The organism is Wolbachia endosymbiont (group A) of Icerya purchasi (genome assembly GCF_947251635.1).
GTDB lineage: Bacteria > Pseudomonadota > Alphaproteobacteria > Rickettsiales > Anaplasmataceae > Wolbachia > Wolbachia pipientis.
Genome location: NZ_OX366357.1, coordinates 530134 through 549921 on the forward strand (window position 1 = coordinate 530134; position 19788 = coordinate 549921).

16 protein-coding genes, 2 tRNA genes and 4 pseudogenes are annotated in these 19788 nt (G+C 34.9%); 8 read left to right on the forward strand and 14 right to left on the reverse strand.

Annotated features, from left to right (window positions below):
• The first annotated feature begins 60 nt into the window (after positions 1–60).
• Positions 61–1233 (forward strand): CCA tRNA nucleotidyltransferase, encoded by a 1173-nt coding sequence (locus tag OPR17_RS02825; RefSeq protein ID WP_265022013.1) that lies wholly within the window; start codon positions 61–63, stop codon positions 1231–1233.
• On the opposite strand, the gene OPR17_RS02830 is transcribed toward OPR17_RS02825, so the two are convergent.
• The 5 genes and pseudogenes from OPR17_RS02830 to OPR17_RS02850 all read right to left on the reverse strand — a co-directional run bounded on the left by OPR17_RS02830 (position 1230) and on the right by OPR17_RS02850 (position 5564).
• Positions 1230–2990: a coiled-coil domain-containing protein gene (locus OPR17_RS02830; protein ID WP_265022014.1), complete on the reverse strand. Its 1761-nt coding sequence runs from the start codon at positions 2988–2990 to the stop codon at positions 1230–1232. The genes OPR17_RS02825 and OPR17_RS02830 overlap by 4 nt on opposite strands.
• A 125-nt stretch (positions 2991–3115) precedes the next feature.
• Positions 3116–4008, reverse strand: a pseudogene (locus tag OPR17_RS02835) (IS982 family transposase).
• Positions 4009–4057: 49 nt separating this feature from the next.
• Positions 4058–4516: pseudogene (locus OPR17_RS02840) on the reverse strand (hypothetical protein); the annotation flags it as partial.
• Positions 4517–4568: 52 nt separating this feature from the next.
• On the reverse strand, positions 4569–5480 hold the full coding sequence (locus OPR17_RS02845; RefSeq protein WP_265022016.1) for a cation diffusion facilitator family transporter: 912 nt from the start codon (positions 5478–5480) through the stop codon (positions 4569–4571).
• 11 nt (positions 5481–5491) lie between these two features.
• Positions 5492–5564: transfer RNA gene (locus OPR17_RS02850), tRNA-Val, on the reverse strand.
• A gap of 100 nt (positions 5565–5664) precedes the next feature.
• On the opposite strand from OPR17_RS02850, the gene OPR17_RS02855 reads away from it, so the two are divergent.
• Positions 5665–6612, forward strand: coding sequence for an IS982 family transposase (locus OPR17_RS02855; protein WP_458694347.1), 948 nt, complete (start codon positions 5665–5667; stop codon positions 6610–6612).
• 218 nt (positions 6613–6830) lie between these two features.
• Here OPR17_RS02855 and OPR17_RS02860 read toward each other — a convergent pair whose 3' ends face one another.
• The 5 genes from OPR17_RS02860 to OPR17_RS02880 form a co-directional block, all read right to left on the reverse strand.
• Positions 6831–7589: a cell division protein FtsQ/DivIB gene (locus OPR17_RS02860; protein ID WP_006280710.1), complete on the reverse strand. Its 759-nt coding sequence runs from the start codon at positions 7587–7589 to the stop codon at positions 6831–6833.
• Complete coding sequence (locus OPR17_RS02865; protein ID WP_265022017.1) at positions 7570–8523, reverse strand: D-alanine--D-alanine ligase; 954 nt, start codon at positions 8521–8523, stop codon at positions 7570–7572. Before OPR17_RS02865 ends, OPR17_RS02860 begins: the two co-directional genes overlap by 20 nt.
• 60 nt (positions 8524–8583) lie before the next feature.
• Positions 8584–9492, reverse strand: a complete 909-nt coding sequence (locus tag OPR17_RS02870) for an RDD family protein (RefSeq protein ID WP_265022151.1) — start codon at positions 9490–9492, stop codon at positions 8584–8586.
• Positions 9482–9628, reverse strand: coding sequence for a hypothetical protein (locus OPR17_RS02875; RefSeq protein ID WP_265022018.1), 147 nt, complete (start codon positions 9626–9628; stop codon positions 9482–9484). Before OPR17_RS02875 ends, OPR17_RS02870 begins: the two co-directional genes overlap by 11 nt.
• A gap of 188 nt (positions 9629–9816) precedes the next feature.
• Entirely contained in the window at positions 9817–10191 is a 375-nt protein-coding gene (locus OPR17_RS02880) for a ferredoxin family protein (RefSeq protein ID WP_077188509.1), read from the reverse strand.
• A gap of 61 nt (positions 10192–10252) precedes the next feature.
• On the opposite strand from OPR17_RS02880, the pseudogene dprA reads away from it, so the two are divergent.
• Positions 10253–11339 (forward strand): annotated as a pseudogene (gene dprA, locus OPR17_RS02885) (DNA-processing protein DprA).
• An 82-nt stretch (positions 11340–11421) separates the two neighbouring features.
• Here the strand turns inward: dprA and OPR17_RS02890 are convergent.
• Positions 11422–12150 carry a triosephosphate isomerase gene (locus OPR17_RS02890; RefSeq protein ID WP_265022019.1) on the reverse strand — a complete coding sequence of 243 codons (729 nt, stop codon included), beginning with the start codon at positions 12148–12150 and terminating at the stop codon, positions 11422–11424.
• 24 nt (positions 12151–12174) lie between these two features.
• A tRNA-Thr gene (locus OPR17_RS02895) sits at positions 12175–12247 on the reverse strand.
• Positions 12248–12325: 78 nt separating this feature from the next.
• Between OPR17_RS02895 and rsmA the strand changes: the two genes are divergently transcribed.
• The 5 genes and pseudogenes from rsmA to OPR17_RS02930 all read left to right on the forward strand — a co-directional run bounded on the left by rsmA (position 12326) and on the right by OPR17_RS02930 (position 17661).
• Positions 12326–13138, forward strand: a complete 813-nt coding sequence (gene rsmA, locus OPR17_RS02900) for a 16S rRNA (adenine(1518)-N(6)/adenine(1519)-N(6))-dimethyltransferase RsmA (RefSeq protein WP_265022152.1) — start codon at positions 12326–12328, stop codon at positions 13136–13138.
• Positions 13139–13262: 124 nt separating this feature from the next.
• Positions 13263–14747 carry an IMP dehydrogenase gene (gene guaB, locus OPR17_RS02905; protein WP_265022020.1) on the forward strand — a complete coding sequence of 495 codons (1485 nt, stop codon included), beginning with the start codon at positions 13263–13265 and terminating at the stop codon, positions 14745–14747.
• A 63-nt stretch (positions 14748–14810) separates the two neighbouring features.
• Positions 14811–15792: pseudogene (locus OPR17_RS07625) on the forward strand (IS3 family transposase).
• Between the two features lie 139 nt (positions 15793–15931).
• Positions 15932–16225, forward strand: coding sequence for a hypothetical protein (locus tag OPR17_RS02925; RefSeq protein WP_265022021.1), 294 nt, complete (start codon positions 15932–15934; stop codon positions 16223–16225).
• Between the two features lie 104 nt (positions 16226–16329).
• Positions 16330–17661 carry a DNA recombination protein RmuC gene (locus OPR17_RS02930; RefSeq protein ID WP_265022022.1) on the forward strand — a complete coding sequence of 444 codons (1332 nt, stop codon included), beginning with the start codon at positions 16330–16332 and terminating at the stop codon, positions 17659–17661.
• Between the two features lie 435 nt (positions 17662–18096).
• Here OPR17_RS02930 and pstB read toward each other — a convergent pair whose 3' ends face one another.
• Both pstB and dapB read right to left on the reverse strand, forming a co-directional pair.
• Positions 18097–18855, reverse strand: coding sequence for a phosphate ABC transporter ATP-binding protein PstB (pstB, locus tag OPR17_RS02935; protein ID WP_065094809.1), 759 nt, complete (start codon positions 18853–18855; stop codon positions 18097–18099).
• Positions 18852–19637, reverse strand: coding sequence for a 4-hydroxy-tetrahydrodipicolinate reductase (gene dapB / locus OPR17_RS02940; RefSeq protein ID WP_151808073.1), 786 nt, complete (start codon positions 19635–19637; stop codon positions 18852–18854). The genes pstB and dapB overlap by 4 nt, the downstream gene beginning before the upstream one ends.
• Positions 19638–19788: the final 151 nt, after the last annotated feature.

The window sequence follows — 19788 nt, forward strand, 5'->3', positions numbered from 1 at the left end:
TTATATAGGGCTTTTGCAAGCATTTCATATAATATGAACTTGCAGTACGTACTAACCTAAATGCAAGTTGACCATGAGACTAGTTTAATTATTGATGCCATAGAGGAATTTGGTGGTGAGGCTAGGCTTGTCGGCGGGTGTGTGAGAGACTCAATTTTGCAGCGTGATGTCCACGACATCGATTTAGCTACTAATTTGCTTCCCAATCAAACGATTAAAGCGCTAAAACTCCGTAATATAAAAACTATTCCAACTGGCTTAAAACATGGAACTATCACTGCGGTTCTAAATCAAAGATCTTTTGAGATCACAACACTAAGGCATGATGTGAAATGTGATGGTAGGCATGCAAAAGTAGAATTTACCAATAATTGGCAAGCGGATGCTTCAAGGCGCGACTTTACATTTAATGCTCTGTATGCAGATAAGCATGGCCATATATATGACTACTTTGGTGGTATAGAGGACTTAAAAGCGCGAAGGTTAAACTTTACAGGCAACGCTGAAGATAGAATTAAAGAAGACTATCTACGTATTTTAAGAGCATTTCGTTTTCATGCAAAAATATGTGTCGGAGATTTGAGTGATGAAATACTAAACGTATGCAAAAAGCATTCGCATATGATTCAAAACCTCTCTGGAGAGAGAATAAGAGATGAAATACTTAAATTGCTGGAGTGCAATGATCCTTTTCCAACACTTAAGAGCATGCAAGAATCTGATGTTTTGCAAAAGATTATCCCAAAAGAAGTAAAATGCGAAATTCTGTCTTCGTCACTTCTTTTGGGCACTGATGCACTAGTAAAATTAGCGTTACTTCTTAGGACCACCAAAAATGACAGGCTAAGTCTTGGAGAATATGTAAGCAAATTTTTACGTCTTTCGAACAAGCAAAAGAAAAAGCTGCTATTTTTACTATCCAACGATATCAAAACAGAACTCTCAGAAAAAGAGCAAAAAAAATACATATCTTTATTTGGTAGAGAATTATATTGTGATTTAGTAAAAATTTGTGGTGTTGAGTCTGGAGAAAATGTTGATAAATACATTTCATTTGCTAATATATTCAATATTCCAAAATTTCCTCTATCTGGTAATGATTTGATAAATATAGGTCACCAGCCAGGAAAAAGTTTAGGTAAAAACTTAGAGTTGCTCAGGCAACATTGGGAAGACAGCTCCTACACTTTAACAAAAGAGGAGCTGGTGCTTTATGCTAAGAGCCTACTTTAACTTGCTTTCCGACTGTTCAATGAATGTATGCTTACAGTATTAGTGTGACTCATCGAGGAATTAGGTGTGTATTCTTTTTTAGCTTTTTCTGTTAATTGGTATTCGTTTACTCCTCCTTGAGTTTGATTACACATTCCCTGATCTGTAGATAAAAATTTATCTCTTATGCTTGATGTCAGTTGTAACTCTTGAATCTTATCTAAAAAAAATCTCATTCTAGCTTCTACTAGCTCTTTCACAACAATTTCTTTAAGTAATTCTACTGAGTCGTTATTATTATTCTTGCTATTAAAGCTGTGCAAGATAGAGTCTACAATCTTATTTACCCCTTCTTGTTTGTTAAATTCTAATTTTTTTACGGATTTTCTAACAGAAGGTGACAACTTGGCTTTTAACGTGTCATCTCGTAGTTCTTTACCCATATTTTTTCCAATGTTACAATGTTCGTTGACAACTTCTTTAACCTTAGCTTCTATGATCTCCCTTGCGGATTGTTTCAAATTACTTTCTAATAATTCAAGCAGCTTACTGCTTTCAAATTTGCCATCATCTTGATTTGATAGAGACTTTATAGTTTCATTAAGCACGTTATGGCAAAAGTGTTTCTCTTTAAATTCAGGAAAACCTTTTTTTAACTCCTCGTTTTTCCCAGATAAAAAGTTATTGAGACCCTTATCCCTAGAAAGCTTATTGGGCAAGTTTCGTAATTTTGAAAGAGTTGATTTTGCAGTAGATACTGTACTCACTGCACCTGCCTTTTTAGCCAATTGAACTTCTTTTGCTTCCTGTAGTTTCTTAGTGTCAGCTTTCAATTGACCTTCTAAATCAATTTCTAATTGTTGTTTAGATTCTTGAACACTTTGTAATTGCTTCCCCAAGTTCTTCATTTCACCCAATTGAGCAGTCAATGTATTCACACTTAATCGTAGAGCTTTGTTTTCATGACCTAAGTCACTGACTTTATTTTCTAATTCAGTATTTTTGTCTTTAGCCTGACACAATTTATCAGTCTGTGATTTAAGTAAAGCCACTAATTTGCTAGCTTGCCATTGTTGATTCAATTCAATTAATTTATCCTCCTTGTCCTTTAACCTACTCTTAAGTTCTATTATTTGTGCTTGCAGACTTTCATTATCTTTCCTAGTAGCTTCAATTTCTTCTCCTTGCTCTCTTATTATCATGTATTGATCAAATATAGTTTTCTGTTGTTCATCAACTTTATCCTGCATTGCTTTTTTATCTTGTTTGTATTTGGTTAGTTCCTCTTCTCGTTCGCCTGCATCTTCTGTAAGTCCCTTATAACTCTTTTCAAGTCCTTCAATTGCAGATCGTAATTCTCTATTTTCTTCTTTTAAGGAAGCATTTTGTAAACGTTCAAGTTCTAATTCCTGATTTATGCCCTCCAGCTGCTCTTCTAATGCTTCATCATCTTCCTCTGTTATCAATGCTACTCCATCAGTCTGAACCCCTCCATCTTTGTTTATCACTACACTTTGGCTCTCTTTCTCTACAACTTCAGGTTTTAAGTCAACTTGAACACTTCCATCTATTGTCTTAAAAGCATCAGTTTGAACTTCATTGTTTGCAGTAGTTTTATCGTAGTACAAAATATTTTCTGCCCATCTATTCCATCTCTTGGGCAATATTCGTCCAATCGTTTTTAGATATAACCAAGCAAATACAGTAGACCAGCTGTATTTTTTTTCCTTTCGCTTAATATTAATTTCATAATTAACCTTATTATTAATATTTAGCATAAAATTACCTCATTTTTTAACTTTAATTTACAAAAAATTTTAATAGTAATAAAATTATATATATTAGTATAAATGTTAAATAAATACTAACACAGGTGTCAAATTATGGTAAAGTCTTTGCCCGCCTAATACACTTTAAACGCGAATTCTGGATTAAGGAAGGAAGTATAGGAAATAGAAGGCTTTTTGGATTTGATGGAATAGGAGATGAGAGTAGAAAAGATATGAACCAAGAAATCAACAGGGGATCTATGGCGAGTGTGTTCAATTTCTAGTCTATTTTTTAGGTAACCAAAAACAGTCTCAATGATAGACCTTTTTCTCAGTAAAATCTTCTCATTTAGCGAAATTAATGTATTTTTCATACCTTTTTTCACCTTGGTAACAAGTTTCAAACCTCGGTCAAACAGCTTCTGAAAAAGCTCTTTTGCAATATAACCTTTGTCACCAAACAAAAGGCCGGTTAATTTTTCCGTCAAATTTGGCACAGGTATCCTATCATCAACATTGCCTTTTGTTAGCGTAAGTGCATGAATTTCACCATTTTCATTGATTACCATATGTAATTTGAAACCAAAAAACCAGCCGTAAGTACTCTTGCTTAATTTTGCAATTCCAGCAAAAACTTTGTTTTTGGATATTCTTTTTGCATGACAAACTGCAATGGGAGTTGTGTCTATATATGAAATTCCAGTGTTTTCTGACTGTCCACAAAGCCAATGCAACAACATTGCTAAATGCCACAAAACCCTAGGCTTTAGAGCAACAAACCTGGTATATGAAGGCAACTTTGGAAACTCTGATTTGTAGAGCAACGTTAGGTAGTGTAGATAGAAAGTTTTGAAATTTTTACACGGAGATTGTTGATATAGCAGGATTATTGTCATGATTTCAGAGTGCTCAATTTCCGTTGTTCTTGTGGGTTTTTTACCATTTGGCAGTAGTTTGCCTGCAAAATTTTCTCTATATCTCTGCAAAAATCATCGACCAAACAAAACAGTTTTGTTATATCTTCCATGGGTAACCTCATCTATTTTTTTATAATTGCTGAGTTTACCCTGTTTTCTGCCTTTTCTATTCTCCTTTAATCCAGAATTCGCGTTAATAGTAGCCTTAAATAACGTAACTGGATTAAAATCTTTTGGTCTTAGCTCACTCTGCAATAGAATTAACGCCATTGTGAGTGGTATCGTTGCCAGAAACGAAATTAGTAAGAAAGTAGTTGTAAAAGTGAGATGTGTTATAAATGCTGAAAACAAGAAGAAAGATACTAGCTTTATCATGTTATTCTTAAAAAATATCTCCCAATAGTCTTTTTTGGTTATTTTCTCACGCTTTGCGGCCTTTATTTCTTTGTAAATGTAAAAAGTTTTTATCTCAGCTCTAAAGAATATAGTAGCAAAGGACAAGAACGCGTTAGCAGGATTAACTAAAATACTTAACGCAACGAAATTTACAAAATAACTAGCGAATTTCAGTCTACTAGAATCTTTTGAAGGAAATTGCAGTTGAGAAATGCCTATCATAGCCTACCTTTGACATCATTACATTCTAGTAATAGCATAATAATTTAAAACGTCAATGTTTAAGTATTTTATTATCCGCACACTCATCGTATTCGATCTCGACTGTAGAGTGTGCTATCTCGAACCTATTTAGTAGTATTTTTTTTATCTCATACAAAATATCAGTGTGTTGTGCATCTTGCTTTACTTTGGCATGCATGGTAATTATAAAATAATTATCAGACAGTGACCATGCATGTATGTGGTGCACATCTATCACTTCAGGTAATTCTGATGTGATCTTACTTTTTATTTCCTCAGTAGATATCCCTTCAGGTGTGCCTTCAAGAAGTATGTGGCAAGAATTCTTTAGAATTTTGTAGCCACTATTCAAAATGATTACACTGACAAATACCGATAAAATCGGATCCACCATTTGCCATCCAGTAAACATGATAATTATGGATGCAAGTATAGCAGCTACAGAACCTAAGATATCTCCTATAACGTGTAGTACAGCACTTTTTATGTTTATATTGCTTTCGCATTTACTATGTAATATAAAAAAGACTATGATATTAGAGATCAGGCCAAGTGTAGCAATTATTAACATTACTTTCCACTCAACATTGACTGGAAAAATAAACCTCTTTATTGATTCAATTATAATGATTACTGCAATGAGGAATAGAGTTAAACCATTAACAAATGCTGCAATTATCTGCAACCGATGATATCCGTATGATCTCTGCAAATCGGATTTCTTAGCTGAAAACCTATGTGCTAACCAGCTTAAAACCAAGGCAAAGAGGTCAGTGAGCATATGCCCTGCATCTGATAATAGAGCAAGCGAATGTGAAATTATTCCACCTACTATTTCCATAAACATTGTTATCGCAACTATTATTATGGAATAGATTAAGCGCTTGGACTGCGCTGCTGAGTGTTTACCGTTATGCACTGCTGTCATATAAAATCTTTTCATAAACAAAAACGTGGGTAACACTGGGTTCGAACCAGCGACCGCTTGCACGTCAAGCAAGTGCTCTACCAACTGAGCTAATTACCCATCGTAGCTTTAGTATACGCGAATTCTGGATTAAAGGAGAATAGAAAAGGCAGAAAACAGGGTAAACTCAGCAATTATAAAAAAATAGATGAGGTTACCCATGGAAGACATAACAAAACTGTTTTGTTTGGTCGATGATTTTTGCAGAGATATAGAGAAAAATTTTGCAGGCAAACTACTGCCAAATGGTAAAAAACCCACAAGAACAACGGAAATTGAGCACTCTGAAATCATGACAATAATCCTGCTATATCAACAATCTCCGTGTAAAAATTTCAAAACTTTCTATCTACATTACCTAACGTTGCTCTACAAATCAGAGTTTCCAAAGTTGCCTTCATATACCAGGTTTGTTGCTCTAAAGCCTAGGGTTTTGTGGCATTTAGCAATGTTGTTGCATTGGCTTTGTGGACAGTCAGAAAACACTGGAATTTCATATATAGACACAACTCCCATTGCAGTTTGTCATGCAAAAAGAATATCCAAAAACAAAGTTTTTGCTGGAATTGCAAAATTAAGCAAGAGTACTTACGGCTGGTTTTTTGGTTTCAAATTACATATGGTAATCAATGAAAATGGTGAAATTCATGCACTTACGCTAACAAAAGGCAATGTTGATGATAGGATACCTGTGCCAAATTTGACGGAAAAATTAACCGGCCTTTTGTTTGGTGACAAAGGTTATATTGCAAAAGAGCTTTTTCAGAAGCTGTTTGACCGAGGTTTGAAACTTGTTACCAAGGTGAAAAAAGGTATGAAAAATACATTAATTTCGCTAAATGAGAAGATTTTACTGAGAAAAAGGTCTATCATTGAGACTGTTTTTGGTTACCTAAAAAATAGACTAGAAATTGAACACACTCGCCATAGATCCCCTGTTGATTTCTTGGTTCATATCTTTTCTACTCTCATCTCCTATTCCATCAAATCCAAAAAGCCTTCTATTTCCTATACTTCCTTCCTTAATCCAGAATTCGCGTTAATAGGGTGTCATCCCAGTGCTCCTTTTTTTGTCATCCCAGTGCTTGACACTGGGATGACAAGGTAGAGGGCACTGGGATGACAGGAGAAGGAGGCTACTGGGATGACAGCTAGCCTGACAACCGTCATCCCGCTACGTGTTAGCGGGATCTATGCCAAGAGATACCGTGAATGAATCGCGGTATGACGTAGGATTGCTGTCATTCCGCTGCTTGTTAACGGCTGAATACCGCGAATGAATCGCGGTATGACGGTTAAGTATCCCGCTGCTTGGATGACAGCAGATCACCTCTTCACAAAGATTTTATCAGTAATACGCATATCAATAATACTCCAATCGCTGAAAGTAAAATCAGTTGTATTGTGTAAGTGGTTTAAATAGTCCCATGCACTATAAGGGTTATCTTCAGGCAGTTTTACTGTGGAATCGTTATCAAGTATGATATTCCATCTTCTATTCCCTATATAAGCAAAAGAAGAAATGTGGTCTCTTAATTGAGTTTTACTCTCCAACACATCTCTAACAAATTCTAGGTTTGATAACGAGTTTTGTCCTGTAATTACAACAAGATCATCTACTAGATAGTCATCTACGATCACTTTACCTTCAAAATCGATTACCGAGGTTTTGTTATTATCTTTCCAGAGAGCAAACGGTTTATGCTCATCTATATTAATGTGTAGAGTATTGGGCAAAATTCTGTGAACTCTTACGTGTTTTATCCACCTGCTTACGGATTGTATGTTACCGGCAAGTTTTGAAAGTGATATATACAGGATAGGTTGCGTTCTATCTGTCAAACTTAGAATATCCTTTTTGTTTGTAAATTTATTGCCGCTCACGACTACTTCGTCGATTGAAAATCCACTACTGAGTAATAAACTAGATAGGCAGTCATTATACCAAGTAAAGTAGTAATTAAATCGATTTATTATTTTATCAAGTGAGCTGTAAAGTATTAGCGTAAGAAAAAGTGCTGTGATAATAACCAAGGCACACTTACGCAAAAAACTCCTTTGGCTTCTAGTAATACTGCTCAACATGACTTAAATCCCTAATATTTTTGTGCTGCAAACTATCTTCAATAATAATTTTAACTAATTCATTAAAATTGATTCCTTTTGCCAATTTTGCAATTTCTGGCACTAACGATAACTCAGTAAAGCCAGGATGTGTATTAATCTCAAGCATTTTTAAAGTGTTATTTTTGGGATTATAACGGAAATCTGAGCGGGAAATAGTTTTGCATCCTAAAAATTGATGGACTTTCAGTGCGTGTTCCAAGGTCATTTTATATATATTGTCAGGAATTTTAGCAGGAAATATATGTTCTGCAAATCCATCTGTATACTTTGCTTCATAATCATAGAATTTATTTTTTGGTCGTACTTCTATAGTGCCAATTGCTTCATCCAGCAATACAGCAGTATGTAACTCTATGCCCGGTATGTATTCTTCTACGATCATCTTTTCCATTATAGTAGAACTATTATCTTTCAGTTCTAAGTAATCCTCGTGCGAGAAAATTATGTACACTCCAATACTTGAACCTTCATTAATTGGTTTTAAGACGTACGGATAATCGATTTTAATATTATTTTTTAGTACATCTTCTCGGCTAATTACATAACCTTTTGGAGTATCAATACTAAGGGACCAAAATATATGCTTTGACATTGCCTTGTTCATAGCAACAGCAGAAGCCATAACTCCTGAGTGTGTATATTTTATACCTAAGATTTCCAATAAACCTTGAATGCAGCCATCTTCACCATAAGGTCCATGCAGAGCGATAAAAGCAAGGCCCGGATTAATTTTTTTAAGCTTTTCAGCAATGTTGCTGTCAACATCTATTTCTATTGCATTATATGAAAGGCTATCAAGTGCCTTCTTTACTGCTCTTCCACTCATAAGTGATATTTCTCTCTCACAAGAAAATCCACCACTTAAAATTGCTATAGTTGGAACCATGGGCACTCTTAGAAGAACCTTATTAATTATAACTACATATATGAACCTTGTAAACAGAAGGGAAAGTTAGCTTGGAGGTTTATAATCTACTGCCACTGTCTTTGCAATTTTATCATGAAGAAACTGCTTGCATTGGTCAAATATTGCACATATGAAAATTAGTATTGTGGTCATAAAGATTAAGCCTAATAAAGGATCAAACCACCATTCAGAGGTATACTTATCAAAAAATTTCCTTCTCGTGATGAATATGGGGAAGCAAATAACTTCAAATGAAATATGCCTAACTATTGCTTGCACTAGAGTAACATTTTCAAGTGTATTTGCATCTTTGATATTAATACCGCATAACAATTGTCCTGGAGTACCACCAAATCTTCTTATCATGAATACTCCGAATACTATCGATAGCAAAAAAGATAAGCAAATACGTATAATTAATAATTTAGGTCTAGCAATGTGAAAAACCACTCTTACAAGAATCAAACAGAATAAAGGAATTCCCTTAATAATAAGACTGTCAATAATATGCGCTAACACACGCCTAGTTATTCCCACATATACATAGTTTAATTTTGGGTAGCATGCTTCAGACCTATAATCCATTACTACTGTTTTTGTAATTTTGTCGTAGAAAAGCTGCTTGCGCTTATCAAATATTGCAAACATTAGAACCAATATTGGTAAAATAAAAAACCACTCAGAAATGTAGGTGGGTACCCACAAAAGTGCCTTGAGAGTGCTTCTCATCACTACTTGCATTAAAGCAGAGTTTTTAAGTGTGTTTGCATCTTTTATGTATATACCAAGTAGCAACCTTCCTGGAGTCCAACCAAGTCTTGTTATCATTAATACTTCCAATGCTATATATACTAAATCTTTCAATAATATATCTAAGTCTTCTAATATTTCATATCGCTCTGATATAAGGTCACTATTAGTGTCAATATCAGGAAAGACATAATTAAAAAACATCGGCAAGGGGCTCTCCTGATAATATGAATAAAATTAATAAATAAAATAATGAATAACAGACTAGGAATATAATTTGGTCAACTATATAAGCTGCAGCACGCTTAGTTATTCCCGCATATTTTACTTTAATATCCATTTTATACCCCATATGATCCGTCTAATGTACCTATTAACAGTTAAATAGCAGTAAAATTGCTGTATTACTATTTGTATTCTCAAGTAAACTAGTTATGCTATCAAGGACATAAACAATACAGCCACTTTCAGCAATGCAAAACAATAATTGTGAGATACAAGAGAAATTTTCTTTTTCCTTCAGTAGCATTATTCTAAATTTTCGTCAAAATAAGCTGTTTTATCCTTTTTTTCCTTATACTCTTCTGCAGTATAGAGAGGTTGCTTCTTAGCTGTGATATTTGGCCATTTTTGTGAGTATTCTACGTTTATGTTGTAAAATGATTTGAAGATTTTTTGTTCACTGTTCAGTAACTCTTCATCTAGTTCTAAAATATCTTTTATGGAATCATCAGTTACAATTGCATCTACTGGACACTCAGGTATGCACACTCCGCAATCAATACATTCATCTGGGTTAATCACGAGCATGTTTTTACCTTCATAGAAGCAGTCAACGGGACATACTTCCACACAGTCCGTATATTTACATTTTATGCATTTATCTGTAACAAAATGCGTCATAAAACACTGTATATTTGTATTATCTTGGGTACACTAAATTGATAAGAAATTCAAGTCTTTTATGAAGATAAATAAATTGAATAACAAAGAATTAGAAGTATGGTTAAGCTTGGCTAGGACTATAGGAACAATAAAGTTTTTTAGTATACTAAGAACACATGGATCGCTAGATGAGGTGTTAAAATATCTCAATAGGGTGGCTAATAATAAGGTGTATGGCATTCAAGATGCACGAGAAGAAATCAATAATGCAGAAAGAATTGGAGCTAAAATTATACCCGCATGTGACCCAGATTACCCTGATCTTTTAAGAAATATCTCTAGTTGTCCTCCTGTAATAACTGCACTTGGTGATATATCATTATTAAGCCGTGAGATAATTGCAATAATCGGTGGCGTAACTCTTCAATGAATGGAAGAAATTTTGCCAATAAGTTGGCACTTGATTTAAGCAAAGCTGGTTTTGTTATTGTTTCTGGACTTGCAAAAGGAATCGATACTGCAGCAAACAGTGTAATATACAAAAATCATCCCACTATTGCTGTTACAGCAAGCGGAATTGATGTGGTGTATCCAAAAGAGAATTTTGATCTATACAAAAAAATCACTGGGAACGGTGGGTTAGTAATTACTGAGCTTCCATTTGCTACTAAACCAAAGCCTCAATATTTTCCTCAGAGGAATCGAATTATATCTGGTCTATCGCTGGGTGTTGCAGTGATTGAAGCATCGAAACGTTCTGGCTCTCTAATAACAGCAGATTTTGCTTTAAATCAGGGAGAGAGGTGTTTGCAGTTTCTGGTTTCCCTTTAGATTCACGCTGTAGTGGTAGTAATTATTTAATTAAAAACGGTGCTAAGCTTATCGAATCCGCTGATGACATAATAGAGAGTATTAGGTTTAGTTTACCTCAGCAGCAAAAAAACCTATTTGATGTTGAGCACCACTCTGTTAACCAAAAACAAGAAAAATTACAACAGGCAAAATCTGTTATAGTTGATCATATTAACTCTGTACCTGTTGATATAGATGAACTTATATTAGCAAGCGGACTTTCTACCAACATAGCTCTAATGGCTCTTTTGGAACTAGAGTTGGAAAACAAAATAGAGCGTTCACCGGGGAATAAAATATCGTTAATTTTCTAGATTACTTTAGCTATGTCGTTTTACTAGATGTTCGTACAGAGATATGCTTGACACTGGAATGATGACATTTATCATAGGATTCTTAGTTGCTGATTTTAGAATTGATAAGAGAAAACTTTTTTTCAACTTGTTGTATAATTTTATAAAAGTGATCGAAATCTAAGCTTGCACTGCCAATTAAAACTCCTGATAAATTTGAAATATTTAACAAATTTTCTATATTTTCTGAACTAACTGAACCACCATATATAATGTGTTTTTTACCAGTACACAATTTTATTACCTCTATCACCTCAGTAATTGCATCATTATTTGGCACATGACCTGTGCCTATTGCCCATATTGGCTCATATGCTACGGTATATTCACCGTGTGTTGGCAAGCGGTTTTTACATTGATATTCTATTACTTCTTTTGTTTTTTCATTCTTATAATCTTCTGAATTTTCACCTACACAGATAATTGGGTGTAAGCCTGATTCTATTGCTATTTCCGACTTAAGTTTTATTTCACTATCTTTTTCATTAGCCCTTTCAGAATGCCCAAGTATTACGTAAGTACACCCTAGTTCTTTTAACATTTCTGCGCTAATTTCACCTGTGTAAGAACCGAACTTTTTATGATGGCAATTCTGTGCTCCTATATTAATATTATTGTTCAACTCTATACTGCTTGGAAATGACGTAAAAGGAGGGCAAATTACTAATTTAGAGGTAATTTCGTTGCTCTTGTCGTTAAGTTTGCCTATAAAGTCAACAAATGAAGAACGCATTCCATTCATTTTCCAATTTGCTACTATTAAAAAGGACATCAACTTTACTTATATGAGTGAGAGTGCCGGCTGTCGGACTTGAACTGACAACCTACTGATTACAAGTCAGTTGCTCTACCAATTGAGCTAAGCCGGCGTTAAACACATTAATAATATACAATTATCAATGAATTTTAGTCAACTAATTTTTAAAATACTGTATAATGAAAATAATATGAAAAAATTTTTACTAAAGCCAAAAAAGAGTCTAGGGCAAAATTTTATTTTATCGAGTGAGATAACAAAAAAAATCGTCGCTTTAGCTGGTAGTCTGGAAAATTTTAATGTCATTGAAATTGGTCCTGGATATGGTGCATTAACAAGAGAAATATTGGTGCATAATCCAAAGTCTCTACTTTCTATAGAAAAAGATAGAGATTTAGTAAAACACCATGACCAACTGCTAAATGAGCATCAAGGAAAGTATAGAATTATAGAAGCGGATGCACTGCATGTTACAGAAGAAGAGCTGATAGAGCGCCCAGTTAAAGTTATTGCTAACTTGCCTTACAATATCTCGTTAGCGTTATTTTTAAAGTGGTTAAATAGTATAAAATTTTTTACGAGTTTGACATTAATGTTTCAAAAAGAGGTAGCAGATCGCATTACAGCAAGACCCAATTCTAAAGATTATGGTCCTCTATCAGTGCTAAGCCAGTTACTATGCGATATAAAAAAGGAATTTGATATTGAACCTAAAGAGTTTTTTCCAAGACCAAAAATACATTCTTCAGTAATTACAGTAAATCCTTTGCCTACCCCAAAGTTTGTAGTAAACTTGGAAACCTTAATAAAATTAACACGTGCTGTTTTTTCTCAAAGAAGAAAGATGCTGAGAAATAGCTTGCAAAATATAACGAACCACGCTGAAACTGTCCTTGAAAACGCTAAATTGAGCGGAAACCAGCGTCCAGAAAACTTAACTATTGAGCAGTTTTGTTTGCTGGCAAATAATGTAGAATGCTTATTTTGCAATAAAATGTATTAGCAACTATATAGCTTTTCTATCTCCTAAAAACAGTTAGAGCTATACAATTAAAGGCTCCTAGCTAATTTTGCCTATTGCAATTTAATTAATTGGCGTATAAGCTTTAAATAAAGCCTATAAAAAAATGGAAGCTTGTTATTCGTTTGACGATATACTTCTTTTGCCAGCCTATTCTAATATATTGCCTTGCGATGCAGATACAAAAACTTATTTAACAAATAGTATAGAACTAAATATCCCTCTCATATCCTCTGCAATGGATACTGTTACTGAATCGGGCTTTGCAATAGCTATTGCCCAACATGGAGGGATAGGTTGCATACATAAGAATTTATCAATAGATGAACAAGTTTTAGAAGTGAGAAGGGTGAAAAAATATGAAAGTTGGATCGTGTATAACCCAATTACGATTTCACCGAATAAAACAGTTGCGGAAGCAATTTCATTAATGAGAGAGCACAATTATTCTGGCATTCCTGTAGTCGATCAACGCAAGTTAGTTGGAATTTTAACTAACCGAGATGTGAGGTTTATTGAAGACCAGAACATGAATGTAAAAGTTTCCGAAGTGATGACAAAAGATAAGTTAGTGACAGTGCGGGAGCAGGGAGTGAATAGTGCCTCAGCAATGAAATTGTTGCATGAAAATAGAATAGAAAAGCTTTTGGTCGTAGATGAAAATTCTTGTTGTATAGGTTTAATTACGGTTAAAGACATTGAAAAATACAATAGATACCCAAATTCATGTAAAGACAGTAAAGGACGGCTCAGAGTTGCCGCTGCAATTGGCACTGGTAAAAAAGATGGTATAGAAAGATGTGAAGCTTTGATCGGAGAAGAAGTTGATGTAGTTGTTGTGGATACTGCTCACGGTCATTCCGAAAACGTTATCAATACCATTAGGGAAATAAAAAAGATGTATCCTAATACGCAATTAATTGGCGGAAACATTGCAACAAAGGAGGCTGCTGAAGTGTTGATTGATGCGGGTGTTGATGCAGTGAAGGTTGGAATAGGACCAGGATCAATCTGTACAACCAGAATAGTTACAGGTGTTGGTGTGCCACAATTCTCTGCAATCAAGAATGTTGCAGAGGCGTGTAGAGCAAGAAACGTAAGACTAATTGCTGATGGTGGGGTAAAATACTCAGGAGATGTTGCAAAAGCTATTGCAGCTGGTGCTGACTCTGTGATGATTGGTTCGATTTTTGCTGGCACTGACGAAAGTCCAGGTGAGATTATCATGTATAAGGGCAGAGCATATAAAGGCTATCGAGGAATGGGATCTATTAGTGCAATGAAACGAGGTTCAGCTAGCCGTTATTTTCAAGATAAAGATTCAAAACTTAAATTAGTTCCACAAGGAGTGGAAGGAAGAGTTCCATTTAAAGGTCCAGCTTCAGGAGTGATCCATCAATTAATTGGCGGATTGCAAGCTGCAATGGGGTATACTGGTAATAGGAATATAGAAGAGATGAAAAAAAATTGTAAATTTGTTACTATTACTGCATCAGGATTAAGAGAGAGTCACGCTCATGATATAGTCATTACACAAGAAGCTCCAAATTATACTTATCAAACGTCCAATTTGTCAACCGATTCGGAGTAGTCCAGAAAAAGTAGAGAGAAAGTTAAGACGTTTTTGGAGTAAAATAAAACGTTTTTTCAAAATATGACAAATAGAAGAGAATATACAGCAGAATTCAAATTAGAAGCTGTTAAGCTGGTTAAAGAAACAGGTCAAGCAAGTACAAAAATAGCAAAAGATCTAGGTATAGATGGCAGTATGTTAAGTAAGAAAATATGATGAAAAAATGTCTGGAGCATACGCATTTCCAGGCAAAGGCTCCTTATGACAAAGAAAGATTTGATCTAAAAAAAGAACTAACAAGAGAAAGAGACATTTTAAAAAAAGCCCTGGGCAAAGAAAAAGAGTAAAGTATTCTTTTATATAGAAATTGCTATAAAACACAGGAACTATGTAGGGTTTTGTGCTGGTGGTATGGGGTGCTAAGGAAAAAAGCAGTAAAGAATTAGCAAAAGAAGGGCTTCTAGCAGATATTCAAAAAATACATCAAGCTTCTAAATGCAGATATGGAGCCCCTAAAATTCACGCTGAATTAAAAGCTTTAGGCAAAAATTAAAACAGTACAAAGTGTTATGCAAGAAAATGGCATTAAAGCCAAGCTTAGACGAAAGTTCAAAAATAAAAAACAGCAAATAAGCAACCGAGTTGTGGCTCCGAACACATTGGATCAAAATTTTACTACTGATCAGCCAAATAAAGTTTGGGATTACCTACATAAAAACTAAAGAAGGTTGTTGGCGGCAATAATTGACCTATATTCACGCATGGTGGTTAATGAGTAACATGATAATTAGTTATAAGATTCTTTATTGATGGCCGTTGATAAACGCAAACCCGATAAAAATCTGCTGTTACATAGCGATCAAGGGTCACAGTATACCTCTCAAAATTACCAATTTCTATTGAATACAAAAAACATCATTTCCAGCATGAGCCATAAGGGCTGTTGTTACGATAACTCTGTTGCAGAAAAGTTCACTTAAAAGGGAGCTGCTTATTGATACTTCTCGCTCAACAAACCAGAACTGCCATATTTGAATACATAGAAATCTTTTATAACAAATAACGTAGACATTCTACTATTAACTATTGCATTCCTGCACAATTTATTCTTATGATAAAAACGTCTTAACTTTCTCTCTACTTTTTCTGGGTAAGGTCAGTTCAAAATTGCTTACAGCGAACTTCCTATCATTAGCGATAATGTGATATCTTTTATAGCAAGGTCGGTAGAGGATGGTAAAACTTCGTTTAGTGAGTTAGAAGGCATGAAAAGGATGTTAGGTTTAAATAGTAAGCATATAGTTGGTACTATAACTCAGATATCTCAGAAACCTGAAGTTGCAAATTCTGCATCTGAAGTGCCTGTAAATGATAGCAAGGCACTAAGCTTGGAAGCTGCTAATACTGTTAATAACAATAGTAAACCTGATAAGCTGCTAGGGAATACATCTAAAGAACGACTTATGTTGTCAAAAATTATTATACCAACTCTCTAAAAGAGTGCTTTCCCTTCAAAAGTGGCACCTCTTTAGGTGCTCCTTTTTTCTTTCTTATACACACAAAAATCATATAGAATTGTAAACGCAGTTTTTTTATTCTGATGCTTTTCAATTCTATAGCGATGGTTGTCTCTTTATTACTATTTTTCTACATTATCGTAAAAAAACTGAGCGAAAAGAAAGCAAACCTTGAGGGTAATTTATGTAAATTAGAGCAAGAACTTCAAGAGACAAAACAAAGTTTGCTTACGAAGAATGAAGAAATAGTTGATTTAAGGGTCAAAAGAGCAGAACTTGAAGTAACTCTGCAAAAAGAACGTGAGGAAAAGAAAAAGGAAATAGAATTACTAACAAAAGCAGAGGAGAGATTAACAAACACTTTTAAAGCGCTCTCTCTTGATGCTTTGCAGACAAATAACAATAATTTTCTGAACTTAGCGAAGGAAGTCATTGATAACAAATTAAAAGAAACGGAAAGTGATTTCAAAAAAAGACAAGCAACGATTAACGAAGTTGTAACTCCGATAAAAGAAAAATTAGAAAAATTCGATAATGAAATACGCGAGCTGGAAAAAGAGAGGGTAGGGGCCTATGAAGGTTTAAAGGAGCAAATTGGAGCGATGATGAACCAAACTTCCAGCCTTGCTAATGCCTTGAGAAAGCCCCATATTAGAGGAAAATGGGGTGAAATGCAACTCAAAAGAGTGGTAGAAATGGCGGGAATGATTGAATATTGCGATTTTTTTACTCAAGCCTCAGTGATTGATAAAAATGAGGATAATTTATTGCGTCCTGATTTAATAATCAAAATGCCATCTGGAAAGCAAATAATAATAGATGCTAAAGTGCCACTGGATTCTTACATGGATGCTATATCACAAAATGATTTGCAAATACAAAAGGAGAAATTAAAGAATCATTCCCTGGCAATAAAAAAACACATAAATGACTTGGGTAAAAAAGAGTACTGGAATCAATTTGAAAATACGCCAGAACTTGTGGTGCTTTTCTTAACAGGGGAGGGGGTTTTTAGCGCAGCACTGGAATATGAGCCTGCTTTGATAGAGATTGGAGTGGAAAAAAAAGTGATCATTGCAACACCGATCACTCTAATTGCGTTGCTGAGGGCAATAGCGTATGGGTGGAAGCAAGAGATGATAGCTGAAAATGCAAAGAAAATCAGTGAACTAGGTCATATTTTATATGAGCGCATTTGCACAATGGGTGAAAACTTTGATAATTTACGCAGGAGCTTAAAAAGCGCTGTTGATCATTATAATAAAACTGCTGGTTCGCTTGAAGCAAGGGTGTTTCCTGCTGCCCGAGAATTCAATAAGCTTGGTATACATGCAAAAAATAAAAGTTTAAGTACTGCAAAGGAATTAGAATCTTTACCACGCAATTTACATACTGGAGAATTGAAAGTAGATTAGACTTCTATTGCACTATAGCTAACCTAAGAAAGGTTTCCCTGTGTCATACTGCGATTCATTCCATAACTGTACGAACATTGCGATTTGGGCCTACCAGAAGGGCAATGCCTCTTATCCAAGTACCCTCTTCTTGTCATTCCAGTGCTTGACACTGGAATCCAGCCTTTCCATAATCATTAAAACGTTGTATTTTAACATAAAACAGCTATTTTTATGCTTGCCAACTTAATAAAATTCCTGGATCCCAGTGTTAAGCACTGGGATCTGATGGGCCCAAATCGCAATGTTCGTACAGTTGCGCGGTATCTCTAGATCCCGCTAGCGGGATGACGGTTGTCGGTAAATCTAAGTCAGTTTAGCTATACCATGCTGAATGACAGATACGGCATACGGATACATTTTTTAAAGTAGCCAAGCTACTTTGATGACAGAAATTTAATGATCCAGGATATACTCCTTTGTTAAGGGAGATTGAGCATTTTCGAATATTTCTTGAGTGCTTCCAGACTCAACAATTCTGCCATTATGAAAGAAAATTACACTATCAGATAACTTTTTAGCTTGCTTCATTGAATGAGTCACCATAATGATAGTAAATCTTAATTTCAGCTCTTGTATAAGATTTTCGATTGCATTGGTTGCCATTGGATCAAGAGCAGAGCACGGTTCATCCATTAATAAAATAGTTGGCTTCACTGCAATTGCGCGAGCGATGCATAGCCTCTGTTGTTGGCCACCGGATAAATTGAGTGCGCTATCTTGCAATCTGTCCTTCAATTCTTCCCATAAACCAACCTTGGTTAAACTATTTTCCACCATCTCATTCAATTTTTGCTTATCCTTCGCCATACCATGCAATTTTGGCCCATAAGCAACATTATCATATATTGATTTTGGAAAAGGATTTGGCTTTTGAAATACCATACCAACTTTTGCTCTAAGTAGTACAACATCCATATCGCGTGAATATATATCACCCAGCCCATCGATATCTAATTCACCAACAGTTTTGCAACCTGGTACATAGTCATTCATACGATTAAAACAACGCAAAAATGTTGATTTACCGCACCCGGATGGTCCGATAAAAGTAGTAACTTTTCTTTTATAAATATTCAAATTTATATCGAATAAAACTTGCTTAGAGCCGTACCAGAGATTTAAATCTTTAACAGAGGCACGTGTATTGCTCATATCACATCCTGCATTGAATAGAGCCCCGGAATTTCTCTTTTATTTTCGTATAGCCATACTGCTGCTTGAACAGCTCCTCTAGCAAATGTTGTGCGATCAATTGCTTTGTGGTTTAGTTCTATCCGTTCATCAGAATTAACAAACATCACGCTGTGATCTCCTATTACTCCACCTCCACGAGATACTGCAAAACCTATTCCCCCCTTTTTCCTTATGTTTGAACCACTATGTAAATATTGATTGGACTGAAAATCCACTTTTGAAGCGTTAGCAATTGTTTTGCCAAGTTCTATAGCTGTTCCAGATGGTGAATCCTTTTTTAAGTTATGATGCATTTCCCAAATCTCAACGTCATATTCATTACCTAAAAGCTCAGCAGCTTTTTTTACCAATTTCAGCAACACATTAACCCCAACACTCATATTTGCTGACCATAATATTGGAACTTCAGCAGCATATTCTTTCAAATTGACACCTTCTATTCCAGTTGTGCCACTAACCAGCGGTGTTTTAAATTTTACAGCTGCTTTAAGGCAGTCTAACATACATTCTTTAGTTGTAAAATCTATTACAACGTCGGATAACTCAAATATGCCACTAATAGAACTTGTAACCTTGATTCCTAGATTGGCTATAATTGGTCCAATATCTGAATCTATGTACTTACTGCCTGAACGGGCAACAGCACCTGCTATTTCCACTTTGGTATTTGTAATTAATTCATTGAGTATTTTCTTGCCCATTTTGCCTAAGCAGCCTATTACTCCAACTCTGATTTTCATAAAGCTTTCTAGCGTTTATTAAGAATATTAGGCCTTTTTTTAAGCTCTGTCACTTCTGATCTATATTCTATAGCTGTACGAACACTGCAATTTCAGATCCCAGTGCCTTGACCACAACTATTGCAATATGGTACATAGTGAACGATGTCAT

What these genes read in the sequence shown, in the direction of transcription:
- OPR17_RS02825 (WP_265022013.1), top strand. Translation starts at nt 61, where the DNA reads ATGCAAGTTGACCATGAGACTAGTTTAATTATTGATGCCATAGAGGAA.
- OPR17_RS02830 (WP_265022014.1), bottom strand. Translation starts at nt 2,990, where the DNA reads ATGCTAAATATTAATAATAAGGTTAATTATGAAATTAATATTAAGCGA.
- OPR17_RS02845 (WP_265022016.1), bottom strand. Translation starts at nt 5,480, where the DNA reads ATGAAAAGATTTTATATGACAGCAGTGCATAACGGTAAACACTCAGCA.
- OPR17_RS02855 (WP_458694347.1), top strand. Translation starts at nt 5,665, where the DNA reads ATGGAAGACATAACAAAACTGTTTTGTTTGGTCGATGATTTTTGCAGA.
- OPR17_RS02860 (WP_006280710.1), bottom strand. Translation starts at nt 7,589, where the DNA reads ATGTTGAGCAGTATTACTAGAAGCCAAAGGAGTTTTTTGCGTAAGTGT.
- OPR17_RS02870 (WP_265022151.1), bottom strand. Translation starts at nt 9,492, where the DNA reads ATGTTTTTTAATTATGTCTTTCCTGATATTGACACTAATAGTGACCTT.
- OPR17_RS02875 (WP_265022018.1), bottom strand. Translation starts at nt 9,628, where the DNA reads ATGGATATTAAAGTAAAATATGCGGGAATAACTAAGCGTGCTGCAGCT.
- OPR17_RS02880 (WP_077188509.1), bottom strand. Translation starts at nt 10,191, where the DNA reads ATGACGCATTTTGTTACAGATAAATGCATAAAATGTAAATATACGGAC.
- OPR17_RS02890 (WP_265022019.1), bottom strand. Translation starts at nt 12,150, where the DNA reads ATGTCCTTTTTAATAGTAGCAAATTGGAAAATGAATGGAATGCGTTCT.
- rsmA (WP_265022152.1), top strand. Translation starts at nt 12,326, where the DNA reads ATGAAAAAATTTTTACTAAAGCCAAAAAAGAGTCTAGGGCAAAATTTT.
- guaB (WP_265022020.1), top strand. Translation starts at nt 13,263, where the DNA reads ATGGAAGCTTGTTATTCGTTTGACGATATACTTCTTTTGCCAGCCTAT.
- OPR17_RS02930 (WP_265022022.1), top strand. Translation starts at nt 16,330, where the DNA reads ATGCTTTTCAATTCTATAGCGATGGTTGTCTCTTTATTACTATTTTTC.
- pstB (WP_065094809.1), bottom strand. Translation starts at nt 18,855, where the DNA reads ATGAGCAATACACGTGCCTCTGTTAAAGATTTAAATCTCTGGTACGGC.
- dapB (WP_151808073.1), bottom strand. Translation starts at nt 19,637, where the DNA reads ATGAAAATCAGAGTTGGAGTAATAGGCTGCTTAGGCAAAATGGGCAAG.